This window comes from Nocardia gamkensis NBRC 108242 (assembly GCF_001612985.1).
In the GTDB taxonomy this organism is placed as follows: domain Bacteria; phylum Actinomycetota; class Actinomycetes; order Mycobacteriales; family Mycobacteriaceae; genus Nocardia; species Nocardia gamkensis.
The window spans coordinates 61,549-79,527 of record NZ_BDBM01000021.1 but is presented as its reverse complement, the minus strand read 5'-3'; the positions used below and the strand labels follow the sequence as shown (position 1 = coordinate 79,527).

16 protein-coding genes and 1 tRNA gene are annotated in these 17,979 nt (G+C 69.2%); 13 read left to right on the top strand and 4 right to left on the bottom strand.

Going from position 1 to position 17,979, the window contains the following annotated elements:
* The first annotated feature begins 135 nt into the window (after positions 1-135).
* The 9 genes from NG1_RS18815 to NG1_RS18775 all read left to right on the top strand — a co-directional run bounded on the left by NG1_RS18815 (position 136) and on the right by NG1_RS18775 (position 9,590).
* Entirely contained in the window at positions 136-1,653 is a 1,518-nt protein-coding gene (locus NG1_RS18815) for an ABC transporter substrate-binding protein (RefSeq protein WP_062972563.1), read from the top strand.
* The gene (locus tag NG1_RS18810) at positions 1,638-2,579 is read left to right on the top strand and encodes an ABC transporter permease (protein ID WP_245659952.1); all 942 of its coding nucleotides are present in this window, start codon (positions 1,638-1,640) and stop codon (positions 2,577-2,579) included. Before NG1_RS18815 ends, NG1_RS18810 begins: the two co-directional genes overlap by 16 nt.
* Complete coding sequence (locus NG1_RS18805; protein WP_062972561.1) at positions 2,576-3,397, top strand: ABC transporter permease; 822 nt, start codon at positions 2,576-2,578, stop codon at positions 3,395-3,397. Before NG1_RS18810 ends, NG1_RS18805 begins: the two co-directional genes overlap by 4 nt.
* A complete protein-coding gene (locus NG1_RS38380) occupies positions 3,394-5,199 on the top strand; it encodes an ABC transporter ATP-binding protein (RefSeq protein ID WP_062972559.1) in 1,806 nt (601 codons plus the stop codon). Before NG1_RS18805 ends, NG1_RS38380 begins: the two co-directional genes overlap by 4 nt.
* 81 nt (positions 5,200-5,280) lie before the next feature.
* A complete protein-coding gene (locus tag NG1_RS18795) occupies positions 5,281-6,006 on the top strand; it encodes a lytic transglycosylase domain-containing protein (RefSeq protein WP_062972655.1) in 726 nt (241 codons plus the stop codon).
* Between the two features lie 114 nt (positions 6,007-6,120).
* Positions 6,121-7,407, top strand: a complete 1,287-nt coding sequence (eno, locus tag NG1_RS18790; protein ID WP_040869660.1) for a phosphopyruvate hydratase — start codon at positions 6,121-6,123, stop codon at positions 7,405-7,407.
* A 91-nt stretch (positions 7,408-7,498) separates the two neighbouring features.
* Positions 7,499-8,113, top strand: a complete 615-nt coding sequence (locus tag NG1_RS18785; RefSeq protein ID WP_062972557.1) for an FtsB family cell division protein — start codon at positions 7,499-7,501, stop codon at positions 8,111-8,113.
* Positions 8,110-8,643, top strand: coding sequence for a DUF501 domain-containing protein (locus tag NG1_RS18780; RefSeq protein WP_062972555.1), 534 nt, complete (start codon positions 8,110-8,112; stop codon positions 8,641-8,643). Before NG1_RS18785 ends, NG1_RS18780 begins: the two co-directional genes overlap by 4 nt.
* On the top strand, positions 8,643-9,590 hold the full coding sequence (locus NG1_RS18775) for a Ppx/GppA phosphatase family protein (protein ID WP_062972553.1): 948 nt from the start codon (positions 8,643-8,645) through the stop codon (positions 9,588-9,590). The genes NG1_RS18780 and NG1_RS18775 overlap by 1 nt, the downstream gene beginning before the upstream one ends.
* A 27-nt stretch (positions 9,591-9,617) precedes the next feature.
* On the opposite strand, the gene NG1_RS18770 is transcribed toward NG1_RS18775, so the two are convergent.
* Entirely contained in the window at positions 9,618-10,136 is a 519-nt protein-coding gene (locus tag NG1_RS18770; protein ID WP_063910373.1) for an SRPBCC family protein, read from the bottom strand.
* Positions 10,137-10,546: 410 nt separating this feature from the next.
* Between NG1_RS18770 and NG1_RS18765 the strand changes: the two genes are divergently transcribed.
* From NG1_RS18765 to NG1_RS18755, 3 genes are all read left to right on the top strand, one after another.
* Positions 10,547-12,055, top strand: a complete 1,509-nt coding sequence (locus NG1_RS18765; protein WP_062972552.1) for an amino acid permease — start codon at positions 10,547-10,549, stop codon at positions 12,053-12,055.
* 46 nt (positions 12,056-12,101) lie between these two features.
* Positions 12,102-13,019 carry a ribonuclease Z gene (locus tag NG1_RS18760; protein ID WP_062972550.1) on the top strand — a complete coding sequence of 306 codons (918 nt, stop codon included), beginning with the start codon at positions 12,102-12,104 and terminating at the stop codon, positions 13,017-13,019.
* A 217-nt stretch (positions 13,020-13,236) separates the two neighbouring features.
* Positions 13,237-13,313: transfer RNA gene (locus NG1_RS18755), tRNA-Leu, on the top strand.
* Between the two features lie 196 nt (positions 13,314-13,509).
* Here the strand turns inward: NG1_RS18755 and NG1_RS18750 are convergent.
* The 3 genes from NG1_RS18750 to NG1_RS18740 form a co-directional block, all read right to left on the bottom strand.
* Positions 13,510-14,289: a hypothetical protein gene (locus tag NG1_RS18750; RefSeq protein ID WP_157114117.1), complete on the bottom strand. Its 780-nt coding sequence runs from the start codon at positions 14,287-14,289 to the stop codon at positions 13,510-13,512.
* 179 nt (positions 14,290-14,468) lie between these two features.
* Complete coding sequence (locus NG1_RS18745; protein WP_157114116.1) at positions 14,469-14,906, bottom strand: hypothetical protein; 438 nt, start codon at positions 14,904-14,906, stop codon at positions 14,469-14,471.
* A 365-nt stretch (positions 14,907-15,271) separates the two neighbouring features.
* On the bottom strand, positions 15,272-16,075 hold the full coding sequence (locus NG1_RS18740) for an SDR family oxidoreductase (protein ID WP_062972544.1): 804 nt from the start codon (positions 16,073-16,075) through the stop codon (positions 15,272-15,274).
* A 462-nt stretch (positions 16,076-16,537) separates the two neighbouring features.
* Here NG1_RS18740 and NG1_RS18735 point away from each other — a divergent pair, with 462 nt between their 5' ends.
* On the top strand, positions 16,538-17,941 hold the full coding sequence (locus NG1_RS18735) for a three-helix bundle dimerization domain-containing protein (RefSeq protein ID WP_245659951.1): 1,404 nt from the start codon (positions 16,538-16,540) through the stop codon (positions 17,939-17,941).
* Positions 17,942-17,979: the final 38 nt, after the last annotated feature.

Here is a 17,979-nt window from a genome sequence, read left to right as displayed (position 1 = left end):
GGGCGGTACGCCCTTGCGCTGCCGTTTCGGTGCCGGAATCGGCGAGTCGCGCAATCCATTAGGCTAGCCTGTCCTGATCAATACACTGGGTGGGCGGTACCGAGGTGGGTTCGGTTCAGGAATGAGGGCAGCGCAATGGTTTTGAATCGACGGCAACTGCTGCGGTCGAGTCTCGGGGCGGGGGCGGTGTTGCTGGTAGCCGCCTGTTCCGACGGCGCGGACTCGTCCGGCCCCGCGCGGCGCGGTGGCACACTGCGGGTGGGTGCGCTCGGCACCGCGGCTCGCATCGAACGCGACCCACACGCCAACCTCAGCAACGACAGCGACTTCCTGATCGCCTCCCTGGTGTACGACGCGCTCACCGTGCCGGGCGGTAACCCGAATGTCGTGGCGCGCCTGGCCACCCGCTGGGAGCCGGATGCCGATCGGCGGCGCTGGAGTTTCACCCTCGCCGAGAACGTGACCTTCCACGACGGATCACCGGTGACGTCTGAGGATGTCGTGTGGTCGCTGCGCAGGCTGCGCACGGTCGGCGGCGCGTCGAAAATGCCGGTGGCCGTGGAGGACATCGCCGCCGACGGGCCGAACCGCGTGATCCTCGCGGTGCCCGAGCCGAATAACCAACTGCCGCTGCTTGTCCGGCTGATGACCTTCACGGTGAAGAAGGACAGCACCGATTTCACCAAGGCGGTCGGCAGCGGACCGTTCCGGTTGGAGTCCTATCAGGGCGGCAACGCCCGGCTGGTGCGCAACGAGCAGTGGCACGGCGGGCCGCCGCCGCTGGACGCCATCGAGGTCACCATGTTCGAAAGCGTGACCGCGCTGGGCAACGCGGTGCTCGGCGGGCAGATCGACCTCGCCTCGAACGTCGGCGCCATCGCGGGACGCACCGCCGAGGGCCGCGGTGACCTGACTGTCGTGCGCCGCGCGAACGACACGGTGGTCGGCGTCGCCATGCGCACCTCCGACGGGCCGTTCGCCGATCCGCGGGTGCGCACCGCCCTGCGGCTCGGCGTCGACCGCAAAGCTCTGGTCGACCAGGTGCACTCCGGATACGGAACAGTGGCCAACGACGTCCTCGGCACCGGCGACCCGCTCTACGACACCTCCCTCGCCCAGCGCACCCGCGACGTGGACCGCGCGAAGGCGCTGCTGCGCGAGGCGAATTTCGACACCGGGCGCGGCTATCCGTTCGTCACCAAGGCCGAGGCACCCGGTGAGGTGGAGTCGGCGAAGGTGATCGCCACCCAGCTCGCCGAGATCGGTGTGCGGCTGGACGTGGTCACCCAGGAGCCGAACGCCTTCTACGACCAGACCTGGCTGAAGGCGCCGCTGTACACGATCTCCTGGGGCACGAACGATTCCACGCTCTTCTTCGCGAGCAAGTTGCTGGCGGGCGGATCGAATCGCAACGAGACGGCCTTCAAGGACGCGGCGTTCGACGCGGCCACGGCGAAAGCGCTCGGCGCGCACAGCGACGAGGAATATCGGCTGGCCGCCGAGGAACTACAGCGCATCCAGTACGAGCGCGGCGGATACCTGGTCTGGGGCATGGCCGACGGTATCGACATCGCCGCGTCCCGGGTGCGCGACCTGCCGACGCTCGGCGGCTTCGCCCGCGTCCAATTGGAAAGGGCTTGGCTGGCCGGGTGATCTCCTTCGCGCGACTCCTGCTCCGGCGCGTCATCCTGCTGGTGACGCTGCTGGCCTGCGTCTTCGTCGCCGTGGACCTGTTGCCGGGCAACACCGCCCGCGCCGTCCTCGGCCGGGAGGCCACGCCGGAGCAGATCGCGGCCAAAGAACACGAACTCGGACTGGACCGCCCCCTGACGGTGCGGTTCTGGCACTGGATATCCGGCGTCGTGACCGGTGATTTCGGGCGCACCGCGCGCGGACGGCCGGTCAACGACCTGCTTGTCGACAAGTTCCCGCCGACGCTGCTGCTCGGTGGGCTCGCCCTCGCGGTGACCGTGCTCGCGTCGCTCGCGCTCGGCGCGTGGTGGGCGACGCGTCCGGGCAGCGTGGCCGCGCGCGTGTTGCAGCCGACGACGACCACCGCCGTGGCGGTCCCCGAGTTCGTGATCTCCACGCTGCTGATCCTCGTGTTCGCGCTGGCGCTCGGGTGGCTGCCCGCGGTCACCATCACCGGCCGTTCCGGGATGCCCGCCGGGCCCGAGATGCTGGTGCTGCCGGTGCTGGCGCTCGCATTGCCCCAGGCCGGCTGGAACACCAGGGTGGTGCGTGCCGCCCTGGCCGACGCAGCGCTGGCGCCGCATGTGGAAAGCGCGGTGCTGGACGGGATTTCGAGCAGGACGGTGCTGGTTCGGCACGTGCTGCCGTTCGCGCTGCCGACCATCGTCGCCAGCTTCGCCACCACGGTGGGGATGCTGCTCGGCGGGGCCCTGGTGGTGGAGACGGTCTTCAACTACCCCGGTCTCGGTGCGGTCCTGGCCGGCTCGGTGTCCGATCGGGACACCTCGGTGGTCGCCGCGGTGGTCGCGCTGTCCGGGGTGATCATCATGATCATGCTGGCCGCCGCCGACGGCATCCGCAGCTGGTCGTTGCGGGGGCGGCGATGAAGCTCTCCTCCGAGGTCGCGAGTCCGGCGCGGCGACGGCTCGGCCGGCTGACGGTCGCGCCCGCGCTGCTGGTCACCCTGCTGGCGGCGCTGGGCCCGACGCTGGCGCCGCACCCGGCGGAGCAAGCGATCGGCATCCCGTTCGCCGATCCCGGCGCGGGCGCGCCGCTGGGCACCGACCGGCTGGGCCGCGACGTGCTCAGCCAACTGCTGTACGGCGGTTGGGGATTGCTGCTGGTTGCCGCGATCATCGCGGTGACGGTGACCGGGGTGTCGTGTGTCCTCGGCGCGGTCGCGGCGCTGCGCCCGCGGATCGGCGAGTGGATCGAATTGGGCACCGACCTGTTCATCCTGCTGCCCGCGGTGCTGGGGATCCTGCTCGTGCTGACCTCGTGGCCCGACGCGGGCACCTGGGGCCTGATCGTTCTGGCGCTGCTGTTCGGCGTCCCCTATTGCGCGCGGATCTTCACCGCCGCCGCTGCCGGGGTCGCGGCATCCGGATATGTCGAGAGCGCGCGGGCCGCCGGTGAGCCGCTGACGCACCTGGTGTTCCGGGAGGTGATCCCGAATCTGCGCGAAGTGTCGACGACCCAGCTCGGGCTGCGTTTCGTGGCGGGGGTCTATCTCGTGAGCACGGCGTCCTTCCTGCAACTGCCCACGACGCTCGGCGCGACCAACTGGGCGGTCATGGTGCGCGAGAACACCTCCGGCATGCTGCTCAATCCATGGGCCGTGCTCGCCCCCAGCCTCGCGATCGCGATCGTCGCGGTGAGCGTGAACCTGGCGGTCTCGGTGTTCGGGCGAGGGGAGCGGGAATGAACGTGACGAAACGCGGTTGCCCGGCGGCTGCGGCGGAGGGTGCGGCGACCGATCTCGTCTCGGTCGATTGTCTGACCGTGCTGGGACCGAACGGCCGTGAATTGGCCGGTCCCGCGACTTTCCGGATTCCCGCGGGCACGGTGACGGCGCTGACGGGCCCGTCCGGGTCGGGTAAGACGACGGTGATGCGGGCACTGCTGGGGCAGCTGCCATCCGCTCAGGCGCGCGCGACGGGATCGGCGTCGGTCGCCGGGCACGACGTATTGACGCTCGATCGTCCTGCCCTGCACAGGTTTCGGCGTCGGCACATCGCCTTCGTCGGGCAGGACCCGGGTTCGGCGCTGAATCCGCTGCTGCGCGTGCGCGCCCTGCTGCGCGAGGTCGCTCCGGACGCGCCCGAGTCCACCCTCACCGACACGCTGGCACTGGTCGGACTGTCGCCGGATTACCTGCGCCGCCGTCCCGGCGAACTCTCCGGCGGCCAGCAGCGCCGCGTCGCCCTCGCCAGGGCGCTGATCCGCCGCACCGGCGTGCTGGTGCTCGACGAGCCGCTCGCCGGGCTGCACGGCGCGCTACGTACCGACATCGCCGGACAACTCGCGGCGCTCGCCCGTGAGCGGTCGACGGCGATCCTGCTGTCCGGTCACGACACCGCCCTCGTGCACTCGATCGCCGACGACATCGTCGAACTCGGTGTGGTGCCTCAGGTATCCGCGCCTCCGGTTCGGGCGACCGCTACAGCAGGGCGAGCCTCCGGTGTGGTGACCGACTCCGCACCGGGCCTGCCGACCGCCACGTCCGCTGATCCGGTTGCCGCCATGGCGGTCGGTGGCCGGGCCGAGCTCGCGCCGGTGCCCGACAGTGGATGGTTGCGGCCCGGCGGCTCCGATCCGGCACGAACCGCGGCGGCGGGCGGACGCGAGCAACGCACCGGTCCGGACGCTTCGGCACGGCCGCCCAACGATGTGGCTGTTCGACGCGACGAGCCGAAGCGGGCGGACGGATGCGACCCGGCGAGCGACGGTCACACGTCCCCGGTTGTCGTCGCGACGGACGATCGACCGCCGGCCCCCGCGCTGCGCGCCGAGGGGATCAACGCCTCGATCGACGGCCACCAGGTGCTCGCCGACATCGATTTCGCGCTCGAAGCGGGCTCGGCGCTCGCGGTGGTCGGCGCGTCGGGCGCGGGCAAGACGACTCTGGCGCGCGTCATCGCGGGGTTGCACCGTTCGGCGACCGGATCACTGGAGTTGCGCGGCAACCCGATCGTCGTGGGCGCGAACAGGCGAATCCGCTACGGTGCGGGCGGCATTCAGTTGGTCACCCAGAACCCGCGCTCCGCGCTCAACCCGCGCCGCACCGTGGCGCAGACGCTCGGTCGTCCGCTGCGGCGGATCGGGCGCGTCGCGCGCCGGGACCTCGCGCGGCGGGTCACCGAACTGCTCGCCGCGGTCGAACTGTCCGCCGACCTGGCCGCCCGCTACCCGCACGAGCTGTCCGGCGGACAACGCCAGCGCGTGGCCTTGGCGCGTGCCCTAGCCGCCGAACCCGCCGTGCTGCTGTGCGACGAGATCACCTCGGCACTGGACCACACCACCGCGTCGGCGATCATGGCGCTGCTGTACCGGATCCGGGCCGAACGCGACACCGCCCTGCTGATCATCACCCACGACATGGCCTTGGTCGCCGAATACTGTCCCGGCCTGCTGGTCCTCGATCAGGGGCGGATCGCCGAATCGGGTCACACCGGAACCGTTCTCGCCGCGCCGACGCACAACGCGACCAACGAGTTGCTCGTCTGAACCGCCGCGGGTCATGCGCACGGCCGACACGCCGTGGACTCCGTCACCGGCTTCCCGCGGGCACGAGCCGTCACCTGGATCATGGAAGGGGTGTTGCGAAAGACCGGCGTCTCGGCCGCCGTCGTGGTGATTCTCGGGCTCGCCGGTTGCGGGATCGACCGCACCCCGATCCCGGAGGGCATTCCGCCCGGACCCGGGGCGCCGCTGCCCGTGATCGACCTGGACGCTCCCGGCCGCACGGCCGTCCAGTTGCGCGGCTGGGCAGGCGAGCAGGCCGGGCGGCTCGGCATCCCGCAGGTCGCCCTGGAGGCGTACGGCTACGCGGCGGCCGTGATGACCAGGGCACGCCCCGACTGCGGCATCGCGTGGACGACGCTGGCCGGCATCGCGAGCGTGGAGAGCGGGCACGGCACCCATCGCGGTGCGCGGCTCGGCGATGACGGCTCGATCCGCCCGCCGATCATCGGCATCCCGCTGGACGGCTCACCCGGCGTCGCGCTGGTCGAGGACACCGACCGCGGCGCACTCGACGGCGACCCGGTGCACGACCGCGCCGTCGGCCCGCTGCAGTTCATCCCGGAGACCTGGAAGCGCTGGGGGGTCGACGCCAACGGAGACGCGACCGCGGATCCGCAGAACATCGACGACGCCGCGCTGACCGCCGCCAGGTACCTGTGCGCCAGCGGCGGCGATCTCACCTCCGAGCACGGTTGGCAGCGCGCGTTGCTCACCTACAACCAGTCGCGCAGCTACCTGCTGACGGTGCGCGATCGAGCCGCGAGCTACAGCGTCGGCCGCCGGGTGTGATCCTCCGGTCCCCGGAGTGCCGGTTACCCGCCTCGCTGCCGGGACGATAGGCTCGCAACGCACGGCCCATCCCGTGAGACCAACCGTGTCAGCAGCCGAAGGAGTGTCGTTTTCGTGGCCATCATCGAACAGGTCGGAGCTCGCGAGATCCTGGATTCCCGCGGTAACCCCACCGTCGAGGTCGAGATCGCTCTCGACGACGGCACCCTGACCCGGGCGGCCGTGCCCTCCGGCGCGTCCACCGGCGAGCACGAGGCCGTCGAACTGCGCGACGGTGGCGAACGCTACGGCGGCAAGGGCGTGCGCAAGGCGGTCGATGGTGTGCTCGACGAGATCGCGCCCGCCGTCATCGGCCTGGACGCCGTGGAGCAGCGCACCGTCGATCAGGTGCTGCTGGACCTGGACGGCACCCAGGACAAGTCCCGGCTCGGCGCCAACGCCCTGCTCGGTGTCTCGCTGGCCGTGGCCCGCGCCGCCGCCGAGTCCTCGGGGCTCGAGCTGTTCCGCTACCTCGGCGGTCCGAACGCGCATGTGCTGCCCGTCCCGATGATGAACATCCTCAACGGCGGTGCGCACGCCGACACCGGCGTCGACGTGCAGGAATTCATGGTCGCCCCGATCGGCGCGCCCACCTTCAAGGAGTCGCTGCGCTGGGGCGCGGAGGTCTACCACGCGCTGAAGTCGGTGCTGAAGGCCAAGGGCCTGTCCACCGGCCTCGGTGACGAAGGCGGTTTCGCACCCGACGTCGCGGGCACCAAGGCCGCGCTCGACCTGATCAGCGAGGCCATCGCCAAGACCGGCCTGAAGCTGGGCAGCGACGTGGCGCTCGCGCTGGACGTCGCGGCCACCGAGTTCTACAGCACCGGCAGCGGCTACAAGTTCGAGGGCGTCGTGCGCTCGGCCGAGGAGATGGCGCAGTTCTACGCCGACCTGATCGGCGCCTACCCGCTGGTGTCCATCGAGGACCCGCTGTCGGAGGACGACTGGGACGGCTGGGTGACCCTGACCGACCAGATCGGCGAGAAGATCCAGCTCGTCGGCGACGACCTGTTCGTCACCAACCCGGAGCGCCTGGAAGAGGGCATCGCCAAGGGCGCCGCCAACGCGCTGCTGGTGAAGGTCAACCAGATCGGCACGCTCACCGAGACCCTGGACGCGGTGGAGCTGGCGCACCGCAACGGCTACAAGACGATGATGTCGCACCGGTCGGGTGAGACCGAGGACACCACCATCGCCGATCTCGCCGTCGCGGTGGGCAGCGGCCAGATCAAGACCGGCGCCCCCGCTCGCAGCGAGCGGGTCGCCAAGTACAACCAGCTGCTGCGCATCGAGGACGCGCTCGGCGATTCGGCTCGTTACGCCGGCGACGTCGCGTTTCCTCGCTTCGCGTTCGAAGGCTGACCTGCGGTAGGAGCGACGGGCCCTCAGGAGGTAGCGGTGCGTGACCACCCAGGGCCCCGAGAGTGCCGCGAAGCAGAGACCGAGGCGTGAGATGACGGAGCGACGTGCGCGTGGGACCAGTCCGGCCGGACGTGGGGACCGCCGCACGTCGCGTGCCGACGGATCGCGCCCGGCCGATGCCGCGGCCAAGCGCGGCCGCAGGCGATCGGAGACCGCGGAGAAGCCGAAACCGCGCAAGAGCGCGCGGGGTTCGGCCGTCGGCAGGCACGACCACACGTTCCTGGGGCTCTCCACCGGCAAGGCGGTGATCCTCGCGATGGTGGTGTGCGGGCTCGCGCTCACCCTCGCCGTGCCGATGCGCACGTACTTCACCCAGCGCGCGGAGGCCGCGCAGCTCGCGCAGCAGCGCGAGGAACTCGAGGCGGATCTGGCCCGGTTGCGGGATCGCCGTGCGCAGCAACAGGATCCGGCCTACATCCGGACCGAGGCGCGGGACCGCCTTCGTTTGGTGCTGCCCGGCGAGACGCCGTACATCGTGCAGGTGCCCGGCATCGAGGCGCCCGCCCCGCCCCCGGCCCCCACCAGAGCCAGACAACCCGACCCCTGGTACACCGAACTGTGGCGCAGCATCGCCGAGCCACAGCCGACGCCCGGGGCCGCTCCGGCGCCGCCCGCCGCACCGCAAGTACTGGAAGGACCTAGGTGACCGCCCCGAACGACCAGGATCTCGCGATCATCGCCGAGCAGCTCGGCCGTGCGCCGCGCGGCGTGCTCGCCATCGCCTATCGCACCCCGGACGGGATCCCGGCCGTGGTGAAGACCGCGCCCCGGTTGCCCGACGGCACCCCGTTCCCGACGCTCTACTATCTGACCGATCCCCGGCTCACCGCGGAGGCGAGCAGGCAGGAATCCGCCGGTGTGATGCGTGAGATGACCGAGCGGCTGGCCTCCGACACGGAGCTGGCCGCCGCCTATCGCGCCGCACACGAGAGCTATCTGGCCGAACGAGACGAAATCGAATCGCTCGGTACGGATTTCACCGGCGGCGGGATGCCCGAGCGGGTCAAGTGCCTGCACGTCCTGATCGCGCACGCACTGGCCAAGGGGCCGGGGGTGAATCCGCTCGGCGACGAGGCCGTGGCGCTGGCCGCCGAGCACGGCCTGCGTGGCACCGCCGTTCCGGCCGATTGGCCCGCGCCGCGCCCGACCGGCCCGCGAGAGACTGGAGCACAGTGATGAGTGACCGCGTAGCCGCCGTGGATTGCGGCACGAACTCTATCCGGCTGCTGATCGCCGACGTGCTCGGTGACGGGCGCCTGGCCGACGTGCACCGCGAGATGCGCATCGTCCGTCTCGGCCAAGGGGTCGACGCTACCGGTTCGCTCGCGCCCGAGGCGATCGAACGCACCCGCGCCGCCCTGGCCGACTACGCCGCGCTGATGCGTGCGGCGGGCGTCGGCCGGGTGCGGATGGTGGCCACCTCCGCCACCAGGGACGCCGCCAACCGCGAGGACTTCTTCGCCATGGCCGAGGCCGAACTCGGCACCGTGGTCGCGGGTGCGGAAGCCGAGGTGATCACCGGCGACGAGGAGGCACGCCTGTCGTTCGCGGGCGCGATCGGCGAACTGTCCAGCGCCTCGGGTCCCTTCGTCGTGGTGGATCTGGGCGGCGGATCGACCGAGCTGGTGTTCGGGGACAGCGCGGGGGTGCGATCGGCGTTCTCCGCCGACATCGGCTGCGTCCGGATCACCGAGCGCTGCCTCGCGGGCAACCCGCCCACCGCCCAGGAGATCGCCGCAGCCCGCGCCTTCGCCACCGAGCGGTTGACCGAAGCGTTCACGCACGTCCCCGTGGAGGGCGCGCACACCTGGGTCGGCGTGGCGGGCACGATGACCACCTTGGCCGCGGTCGCGCTCGATCTTCCCGAATACGACTCGGAGCGGGTGCATCTCACCCGATTGACGATGGACCAGGTCCGCCAGGTCTGCGACCGGCTGATCGCCATGGACCACGATCAGCGCGCCGCGCTGGGGCCGATGCACCCCGGCCGGGTCGACGTGATCGGCGGCGGCGCGGTCATCACGGAGGTGCTCGCGGAGGAACTGTCCCGGCGCGCGGGCATCGCCGAGCTGGTCGTCAGCGAGCACGACATCCTCGACGGCATCGCCCTGTCGATCGCCTGACCGGGCCCCATCCGGCGACCGGACCGGTCAGTTCTGCGGCACGTGACCGTCGAGCCGTACCTCGGCGTGTGTCTCCTCTCCCGGGCGGGCTTGCGTGCGGCCCGCGAGACGGGCTTTGCCCAGCGCGATATCGGCGAGCCGGGACAGCGATTCCTTGTTCCGCGGCACCAAGAGCAGCTCTTGCAGAACGTTGGGCACAAGGTTGCCCAGCCCTCGCTCGGCGTGCTCGTACATCCGGATCTGGGTCTCGCCGGGTGCGGTCTCGACGAGTTCCAGACGGATCCACGCGGCGCCGAGCGGCGAGAGTTTGGCCTCGAGTTCGAGCATGTGCGGCGGCTCCACCGACACCACCTGCGTGGTGTCGTTCACGGTGAACGGCCATACGCCCGCGCTGTAGTGCAGTTGGGAGCCGACGCCGGGCCATTCGCCGTCGACGTCGCGGATGTGCGTGGCGCCGACCACCCAGGCGCAGAACAGCCATCCGTCGGCGAGGACGTCGAAGACCTGTTCCGGTGTCGTCGGCACGGTGATTTCCACGTGGACCATCAGCTCAACGCTTTCTGGGGGTATGGCGTTGCGGGTTTGCCTGTCGATTGCGGGGTGCCCGGTGGTGTGGCGGGCAAACCACCTGCCGCGACCCGGTTGCCCCAGGGGCGTGAACAGAACATACGAATCCTCCACAACGCTGCTCGAGCTGCGATCTTCTAAGAATGGTTGAAGCGGCAACACCACGGCTCGGTTGGTCTCGGAATGTCGATGTCGGGTAGTTTGGCTCGGTTCTATGACCCAGGTCACGAGTTCGCCGATTTCCGGTACCGCCGGGACGGTCATGGTTTGTGCGGGGGCTGATCGTCGCCGCCATCGCACCATGGATCAGCAAATTCCTGGCCGGCGTGCATCACCTCGCCGTATGGGTACAGAACACCAAGCACAGCAGCACGATCTAAGGAGAACGCGTGACTAACCCCGGGCCACAAGCCGATCCGGCGGGTGATGTCTCGTCTCGGTGGGGCGGTTTGTTCCGCACCAAATCCATCGAACAGTCGATCCGCGACACCGACGAACCCGACTCGAAACTCCGCAAGGACCTGACCGCCTGGGACCTCACCGTCTTCGGCGTCGCCGTCGTGGTCGGGGCGGGCATCTTCACCCTCACCGCACGCACCGCGGGCAATGTCGCGGGACCGTCGGTCTCGCTGGCCTTCGTGTTCGCCGCGATCGCCTGCGGGCTGACCGCGCTGTGCTACGCCGAGTTCGCGTCCACCGTGCCGGTGGCGGGCAGCGCCTACACCTACTCCTACGCCACCTTCGGCGAGCTCGTCGCCTGGATCATCGGCTGGGACCTGATCCTGGAGTTCGCCCTCGCCGCGGCGGTGGTGGCCAAGGGCTGGTCGCAGTACCTCGGCGAGGTGCTCGGGGACATCTCCCCGATCGTGCACCTCGGCCCGGTGACCTTCGACTGGGGCGCGGTGCTGCTGATCGCCGTGCTCGGCGTGCTGCTCGCGACCGGCACCAAGGTGTCCTCGCGGGTGTCGGCGGTGGCGGTCGCCATCAAGCTCGGTGTGATCGCGCTGGTGCTGGTCGTCGGCTTCACCTATTTCAAGTCCTCGAACCTCTCGCCCTACATTCCGCCGTCGCAACCCGGTGAGCGGGGCGAGGGCCTGCGGCAGTCGCTGTTCTCCTATCTGACCGGCGCCGGGGACAGCAATTTCGGCTGGTACGGCCTGCTCGCCGCGGCCAGCCTGGTGTTCTTCGCGTTCATCGGCTTCGACGTGGTCGCCACGACCGCGGAGGAGACCCGCAACCCGCAGAAGGCGGTGCCGCGCGGCATCTTCGGCTCGCTGCTGATCGTCACCGTCCTGTACGTCGCGGTGTCGCTCGTGCTCACCGGCATGGTGCCCTACACCGAGCTGTCCGGCGGCGACGCGACGCTGGCGACGGCGTTCGCCATCCACGGGGTGACCTGGGCGAAGAACATCATCTCCATCGGCGCCCTCGCCGGGCTCACCACAGTGGTCATGGTGATGTACCTCGGACAGACCCGGGTGCTGTTCGCGATGGCGCGCGACGGACTGATGCCGCGCAGGCTCGCGCACACCGGCGCCAACGGCACTCCGGTGCGGGTCACCGTCATCGTCGGTGTGGCGTGCGCGCTGCTGGCCGGGTTCGTGGATTTCGGCACGCTGGAGGAGATGGTCAACATCGGGACGCTGTTCGCGTTCGTGCTGGTGTCGATCGGCGTGCTCATCCTGCGGCGCACGCGTCCGGACCTGCCGCGCGGATTCCGGGTGCCGCTGGTGCCGCTGATCCCCATCCTCGCGGTGCTGTCGTGCCTGTGGCTGATGCTGAACCTGTCGGTGGAGACCTGGCTGCGGTTCCTGGTGTGGATGCTGATCGGCTTCGTCGTCTACTTCGCCTACTCCCGGCGCCACTCCCTGGTCCGGAAGGCCGCGGCCACCCGGTAGCGCGGCCCTGTTCGGCGTGCCGGAGGCCGGCGGATAGCCTGACGCGGTGTCGCAGCGTGAGTTGGTTGTTCTCGGAACCGCGAGTCAGGTGCCGACGAAACAGCGGAACCACAACGGGTACCTGCTCCGGTGGGACGACGAGGCGATCCTGTTCGACCCCGGTGAGGGTACGCAGCGGCAGATGACCTACGCCGGTGTGTCCGTCACCGGGATCAGCCGGATCGCCATCACCCATTTCCACGGCGACCACAGCCTCGGGCTGGCCGGGGTGGTGCAGCGGATCAACCTCGATCGGGTGCCGCATCCTGTCGACGTCTGCTTCCCGGCGTCGGGCGCCGTGTACTACGACCGCTTGGTCAACGCGACGTCCTACTATCGCCGCGCCGAACTGCGGCCGCGCCCGGTCGCGGGCCCCGGCCCCGTGGACTTGCCGGGGGCGCCGTTCACGGTGACGGCGGTACGGCTCTCGCATCCGGTGGACACCTTCGGCTATCGGCTCAGCGAGCCGCCCGGTAGGCGCATCCTGCCGGATCGGTTGCGCGCCTTGGGTTTGCGCGGGCCGATCATCTCCGAACTGCAACAGCGCGGCGAGGTCGAGTTCGACGGTCGCACCATCACGTTGGCGGAGATCAGCGAACCCCGTGCCGGTCAGAGCTTCGCCTTCGTGATGGACACCCGGCTGTGTGCCGGTGTCGGCGAACTCGCGGCCGACGCCGACATGCTCGTCATCGAAGCCACCTTCCTGGACGCCGACGAAGACCTCGCCGTCGAATACGGCCATCTCACCGCGGGCCAAGCCGCGCGGGCCGCCGCCGACGCGGGCGTCCGCACCTTGGTCCTCACCCACTTCTCCCAGCGCTACCGCGACCTCGACGAGCACCTGGCCGAAGCGGCGAAGTACTTCACCGGCGAGATCCACATCGCCACCGACCTCGCCCGAATCCCGGTGCCGCCCCGGCGCTGACGCCCGACACGCCGAGCCGACCGGCGGACGTTAACACCGGCCCGCCCAGACCGATCTAGTTCTCTGGGACGCCAGCCGACCCGGGCTCGAAACAACCGCCACCGGCGCCGGTCACCCGACCGCGCCCTCCGGCATCCGCCCACGGCCGACGCCCCGCCACCCCGAGGAACACTCGGAATTCCGGTACAGCCGTACGACTCGGTACGCTGTCCCGGACGCCCCCATAGCCCAATTGGCAGAGGCAGCGGACTTAAAATCCGCCAAGTGTCGGTTCGAGTCCGACTGGGGGCACCAGCGAGGTCGCGGATAGATCCGCTTCCTGTCGCCAGGCTTGCCGGTGTCGGCGCCTTCGGTCCGCAATGAGTCCGCACGACCACCGTCCTGAGTCGGAAGATTACGTACGAGGTGGGACAGTCGCTCTTGACCTGTGAGTTTTCTCGGGTCGCGCCAACTACGTCCGACCTCGACGAAGAAGCTCGGGGTGCCTGCGCTAGGGCGTCGGCCCGCTCCAGGAGAACTCCGTCGACCAAGTTAGCCCTGCCGTGTGGTCGGTCAGGATCAGCTCGAAATCCCAGGGCGGGTCCGCGATGTCGTCCGGAATCGGAGCCTGGAAGGTCCTGATCGTTCGTGTCGCCGAGGTCGATTCACCGGCCACCACCTCCGATGTCCCGAAGTTGGAGCGCAGGACGGCATCGACCTCGTAGTCCCAGATCGATGGTGCGCGTTCGTCGAGCGCGGTTGCGGTGTAGAGGAACTCGATTCCGTTGGGATCGAGCGTGATCGGTCCGATCCAGGCCTCGATCGGATCTCCATCGTCGCTGACGAAGGCTGGATCCGTCAGCATGGCCAATCGTCCCCGTGGATCGCACAGCGGCGCGGAGTAGACGGTGTCCTTCGGCCGAGACAGTCGCCTCACCCAGGGACCGTCGGTGGTGACGTCGTCGATGGTCAACTCGATGTCGACCGGTGCGGTATCCGGGTCGAGATCCGGAAATGTGAAGGTGGTACCGGCGTGGGTGTCGGACGAGCTGCTGCCCCAGCCGACCTCGGTCGCCACACCGTTGGCCAGTGCCGACACCCCGACCTGGTAAGTCCGCAACGACGGCGCGGCATCGCCGACCGCTTGCGCTGCGAGAGACAACCGCAACCCGGTCGGCGTACGCAGCGCCGGTCCGACCCAGCTCAGAATTCCGTTGCTGCCGTCGGACACGAATTCCGGGGGTGACCACACGGCCAGGACACGATCGGTAGTGCGCTCGCTCGGTGACATCGTCGGCTGTGCTCCTCTGGATCGCGGTGGTGGACGCGGAAACGGCCGGTTCGGGCCCGGCAATCGGCCTCGATCAACGTAACAGTGACGCGCACCGGCCGCTTCTGCTGTGCACCGGTCCCCTCGGCATGGGCGGCGATCGGGTGACGATCACCCGATCGACGTCGAACCGGCCGCGGTTATCCTCTGCCCTCGACATCCCCGCAGGGCAGCGTGGCCACCTCCGACGTCCCGGAGGTCGCGTGCTTACCGGCGCTGATCCAGCCTTTCGCCCGGTACCTGTTGGTGGTGTTCGTCCGACACCGATCGTTGTGATACTGCAGGACAACCACCGGCTTCCCTTCATCGAAAGCGAGGCTGCTCCTGCGTAACACCTGTACCCACGAGTCGCCGACCTGCGTCTCGAGTTGAACGGTGACCTTGTGCGGGTGCCAGTCGTCACCGGTGCACTGGGACGTCAGCCCCCATTCGATGTACCCGTTCACGGCCCTGATCACATGAAAGTTTCCGGCACACGCCCCAGACGCCGCAGTCGCCGTGGCAGGGCCGGTGATCATCCCCGACGCTGTAAACGCGCCGATGGCAAATGCCGTCACAACAGACTTACGAATCTTCATAGATTACCCACCCCGATAAATTGTGTTGCGCCGTCACCCTTTCGACGTCCGCCCCGCTGAGAACTGTGGTGACACTAGATATGACGCACCGCAACGCCGACCGGTTCCACCGATCCGCGATTTTTAGAATCCGCACCGTGTCGGTTCGAGTCCGACTGGGAACTGGCGTGACATTGCCGACGTGGCCATCTCGAAGTCTTTGGACAAACCCGGCCGCACCTTGGACCTAGGCGGTGGCAGAACTTGCTACTCCGGCCAGCTCTACGTGGTCAACTTCGCTACCGGTGCCGTTGCCAAGACTGTCCAACCCAGCGTTATCGTTCTCGATGACGGTCGGATCATCACGGGACGTAGCTGCGGCGCGATCAGCGCGAAAGGCCGTGGGCGCGGGCGATGATGCGTTCCATGACCGTGCGGGGGAGCAGGCGGCGGAGGGTGAAGAGGGCGGGGGCGTTGCTGCCTACGGCGTAGAGGGGATGGGGGCGGTCGGCTTCGATCGCCTTGACGATCGTGGTGGCGACCTTCTCCGGCGTGATGCCCTTTGCCTGCTTTTCGTCGAGTTTCGCCATGAACGTCGTGAAATCGGCGGTGTGGGGCGAGTTTTCGGTGAGGTACTTGGTGCGGCGCTCGCGCAGTCCGGTGTCGATCTGGCCGGGCTCGACGGCGGTGATCCAGACGCCGAAGGGGGATTCCTCGAAGCGGGCGGCCACCGCGAAGCCGCGCAGTGCCGCCTTGGTGGCGACGTAGGACGAGCGGTAGGGCATCGGGAAGCTGGCGAGCATCGATCCGACCATGACGACGCGGCCGTACCTGCGTTCCCGCATGCCGGGTAGCACCGCACTGGTCAGGGCGACAGGTCCGAGCACATTCAGCTGGAACAGCCGTTCGACGGCGTCGGTGGGTAGTTCGGCGAGCGGGCCCGCCTGGCTTTCGCCCGCGTTGTTCACCAGCACGTCGACCTGGTCCAGACCGGCGGCGAAGGCAGCGATCGACGACGGGTCGGTGAGGTCGAGCGCCCGGTACTCGACGCCGGGAACAACGGCGTCGGAGCCGATGGTGGCGGGGTTGCGGCTGGTTCCGATCACGCGATATCCCCGCCCGGCCAGTGCGGCGGCCGTGGCCTTCCCGATTCCGGACGACGCACCGGTGACCACAGCGACGCGAGACATAGGGCTCCTTTCGACAGCAATACACTGACGATATCGTCAACTCCTCGGTGCGCGCTACCCGGAGGTAACTTTCTGCCGCTGACGAGGGTGTCCGGTGGGGTGGGACACCGAGCGCCACGAGTGTGGCGTCGATGGGCCCGTCCCGTCCGCGCGGCGGCGGGAAACGGGAATACAACGTGTGGTGGCGGGTCGGGGATTGCCCATTGAATTCTCCATGGCGGGTTCTGCACCGCCCGCGGTGGCACGGTGCTGCTGCGTGCGCTCTGCTCGGGTCGATCGCGAGCCTGTGAGCTGGGCAGACAGACCCGCGCATCGTCGTGAGATGCGCTCCGGCGCAGCCGAAATCGTTCACCGGAGGGAAGTCCGCGCGGATGTCGGCGGTCGCGTGATGGGGCTAGTGTTGGCCGGCGCGGTGCAGGCCGGAGACGCTGCCGCGTTACCCCCGACGCCGAGGAGACTGTGGTGGTTGTCGATACCGTCCGCGAGGAACAGGCGATCCGTCAGATGACGGAGCGGCTGGTCGAAAACTACACCGAGACCTATTCTCCCGAGCATATCGAGAGCACCGTGGGCGCGGCCCGGCAGAAGTTCGCGGGCCATCCGGTGCGGCAATTCGTTCCGATCCTGATCGAGCGCGTGGTGCGACGGGAGTTGGAGAGGTCTCCCGAAGCGGAAGTCCAACCCGCTACGGTCCCGATGGACAAGGCGCCCGAGCCCTCCGCGAGCCCTTCGGGGACACTGTCGCGGCTGCGTGACTTGTGGTCGTCGAAGAAGCGTTTCGCGCCCTATGCGGTGGGCGCCGTCGTGATCCTGACGGTGATCGCCGTCGTTCTCGCCGTGCGGCAACCCGGTCCCGAAGCGCCCGCGGCCGTTCCGGCGCCCGTCGCGCCGCTCACGGTTGCGCGCGGCGTGGTCGGGTCGGAGAAGATGCCGTTCTTCCAGGACCCGAAGGTGATCGATGCGCTGGCGCGGGGCGGCGTGCGTGTGGAGGTCGAGCCCGCCGGGTCGCGCCAGATCGCCACGTCCATCGATCTCGCGAAATTCGACTTCGCCTTCCCCTCCAGTGAGCAGGCGGCCGAGCGAATCCAGCGGCAGCGCAATGTGACCGCCAAGTACACGCCGTTCTCCTCGCCGATGGCCGTCGCGACGTTCGCGCCGATCACCGATCTGCTCACCCGGGCGGGCGCGGTGCGCCCGGGCCCGGTGCCGACGCTGGACCTGCGCCGCTACCTCGAACTCGTTCGCAACGGCACGCGCTGGGACGAGCTGCCCGACAACACCGCCTACCCGGTGCGCAAGAACATCCTGATCTCCACCACCGACCCGCGTAGCTCGAATTCCGCCGCCATGTATCTGGCCGCGGCGAGTTATGCCGCGAACAACAACACGATCGTGCAGGGACAGACCGCCGAGCAGGCCGTCCTGCCCGCGGTGTCGCGGCTGTTCGTGGGCCAGGGCTACACCGAGAACACCACCGAGGGCCCGTTCAACAACTACCTCGCCACGGGGATGGGCCCGACGCCGATGGCGTGGATCTACGAGGCGCAGTACGTCGAGGCGCTGGTGCGCGGCCAGATCAAACCCGAGATGACGCTGGTGTACCCGTCTCCGACGGTGCTGTCCCGGCACACGCTGGTGCCGTTCGGCGAGACGGGTGACCGGCTCGGTCGCCTGTTGTCCACCGATCCGGAGTTGCAGCGGCTGGCCGCCGAGCACGGCTTCCGCACCAATGACGGCGCCCAGTTCGCGAAGGTCGCCGCCGAACGCAACGCTCCGGTGGCCGCGGATCTGCTGGACGTCGTCGCCACCCCGACCTACGACACGCTCGAGCATCTGCTCGAGGGAGTCACCAAGACCTACAACTGAAGCCGGGGGCGGCGGTTTCGGTGGAGATGATGCGGGCA

Excerpts from the sequence above, each read along its gene's own strand:
- NG1_RS18795 (WP_062972655.1), top strand. The coding sequence starts at position 5,281 with ATGGAAGGGGTGTTGCGAAAGACCGGCGTCTCGGCCGCCGTCGTGGTG.
- NG1_RS18785 (WP_062972557.1), top strand. The coding sequence starts at position 7,499 with ATGACGGAGCGACGTGCGCGTGGGACCAGTCCGGCCGGACGTGGGGAC.
- NG1_RS18770 (WP_063910373.1), bottom strand. The coding sequence starts at position 10,136 with ATGGTCCACGTGGAAATCACCGTGCCGACGACACCGGAACAGGTCTTC.
- NG1_RS18815 (WP_062972563.1), top strand. The coding sequence starts at position 136 with ATGGTTTTGAATCGACGGCAACTGCTGCGGTCGAGTCTCGGGGCGGGG.
- NG1_RS18750 (WP_157114117.1), bottom strand. The coding sequence starts at position 14,289 with ATGTCACCGAGCGAGCGCACTACCGATCGTGTCCTGGCCGTGTGGTCA.
- NG1_RS18805 (WP_062972561.1), top strand. The coding sequence starts at position 2,576 with ATGAAGCTCTCCTCCGAGGTCGCGAGTCCGGCGCGGCGACGGCTCGGC.
- NG1_RS18740 (WP_062972544.1), bottom strand. The coding sequence starts at position 16,075 with ATGTCTCGCGTCGCTGTGGTCACCGGTGCGTCGTCCGGAATCGGGAAG.
- NG1_RS18745 (WP_157114116.1), bottom strand. The coding sequence starts at position 14,906 with ATGAAGATTCGTAAGTCTGTTGTGACGGCATTTGCCATCGGCGCGTTT.
- NG1_RS18775 (WP_062972553.1), top strand. The coding sequence starts at position 8,643 with ATGAGTGACCGCGTAGCCGCCGTGGATTGCGGCACGAACTCTATCCGG.
- NG1_RS38380 (WP_062972559.1), top strand. The coding sequence starts at position 3,394 with ATGAACGTGACGAAACGCGGTTGCCCGGCGGCTGCGGCGGAGGGTGCG.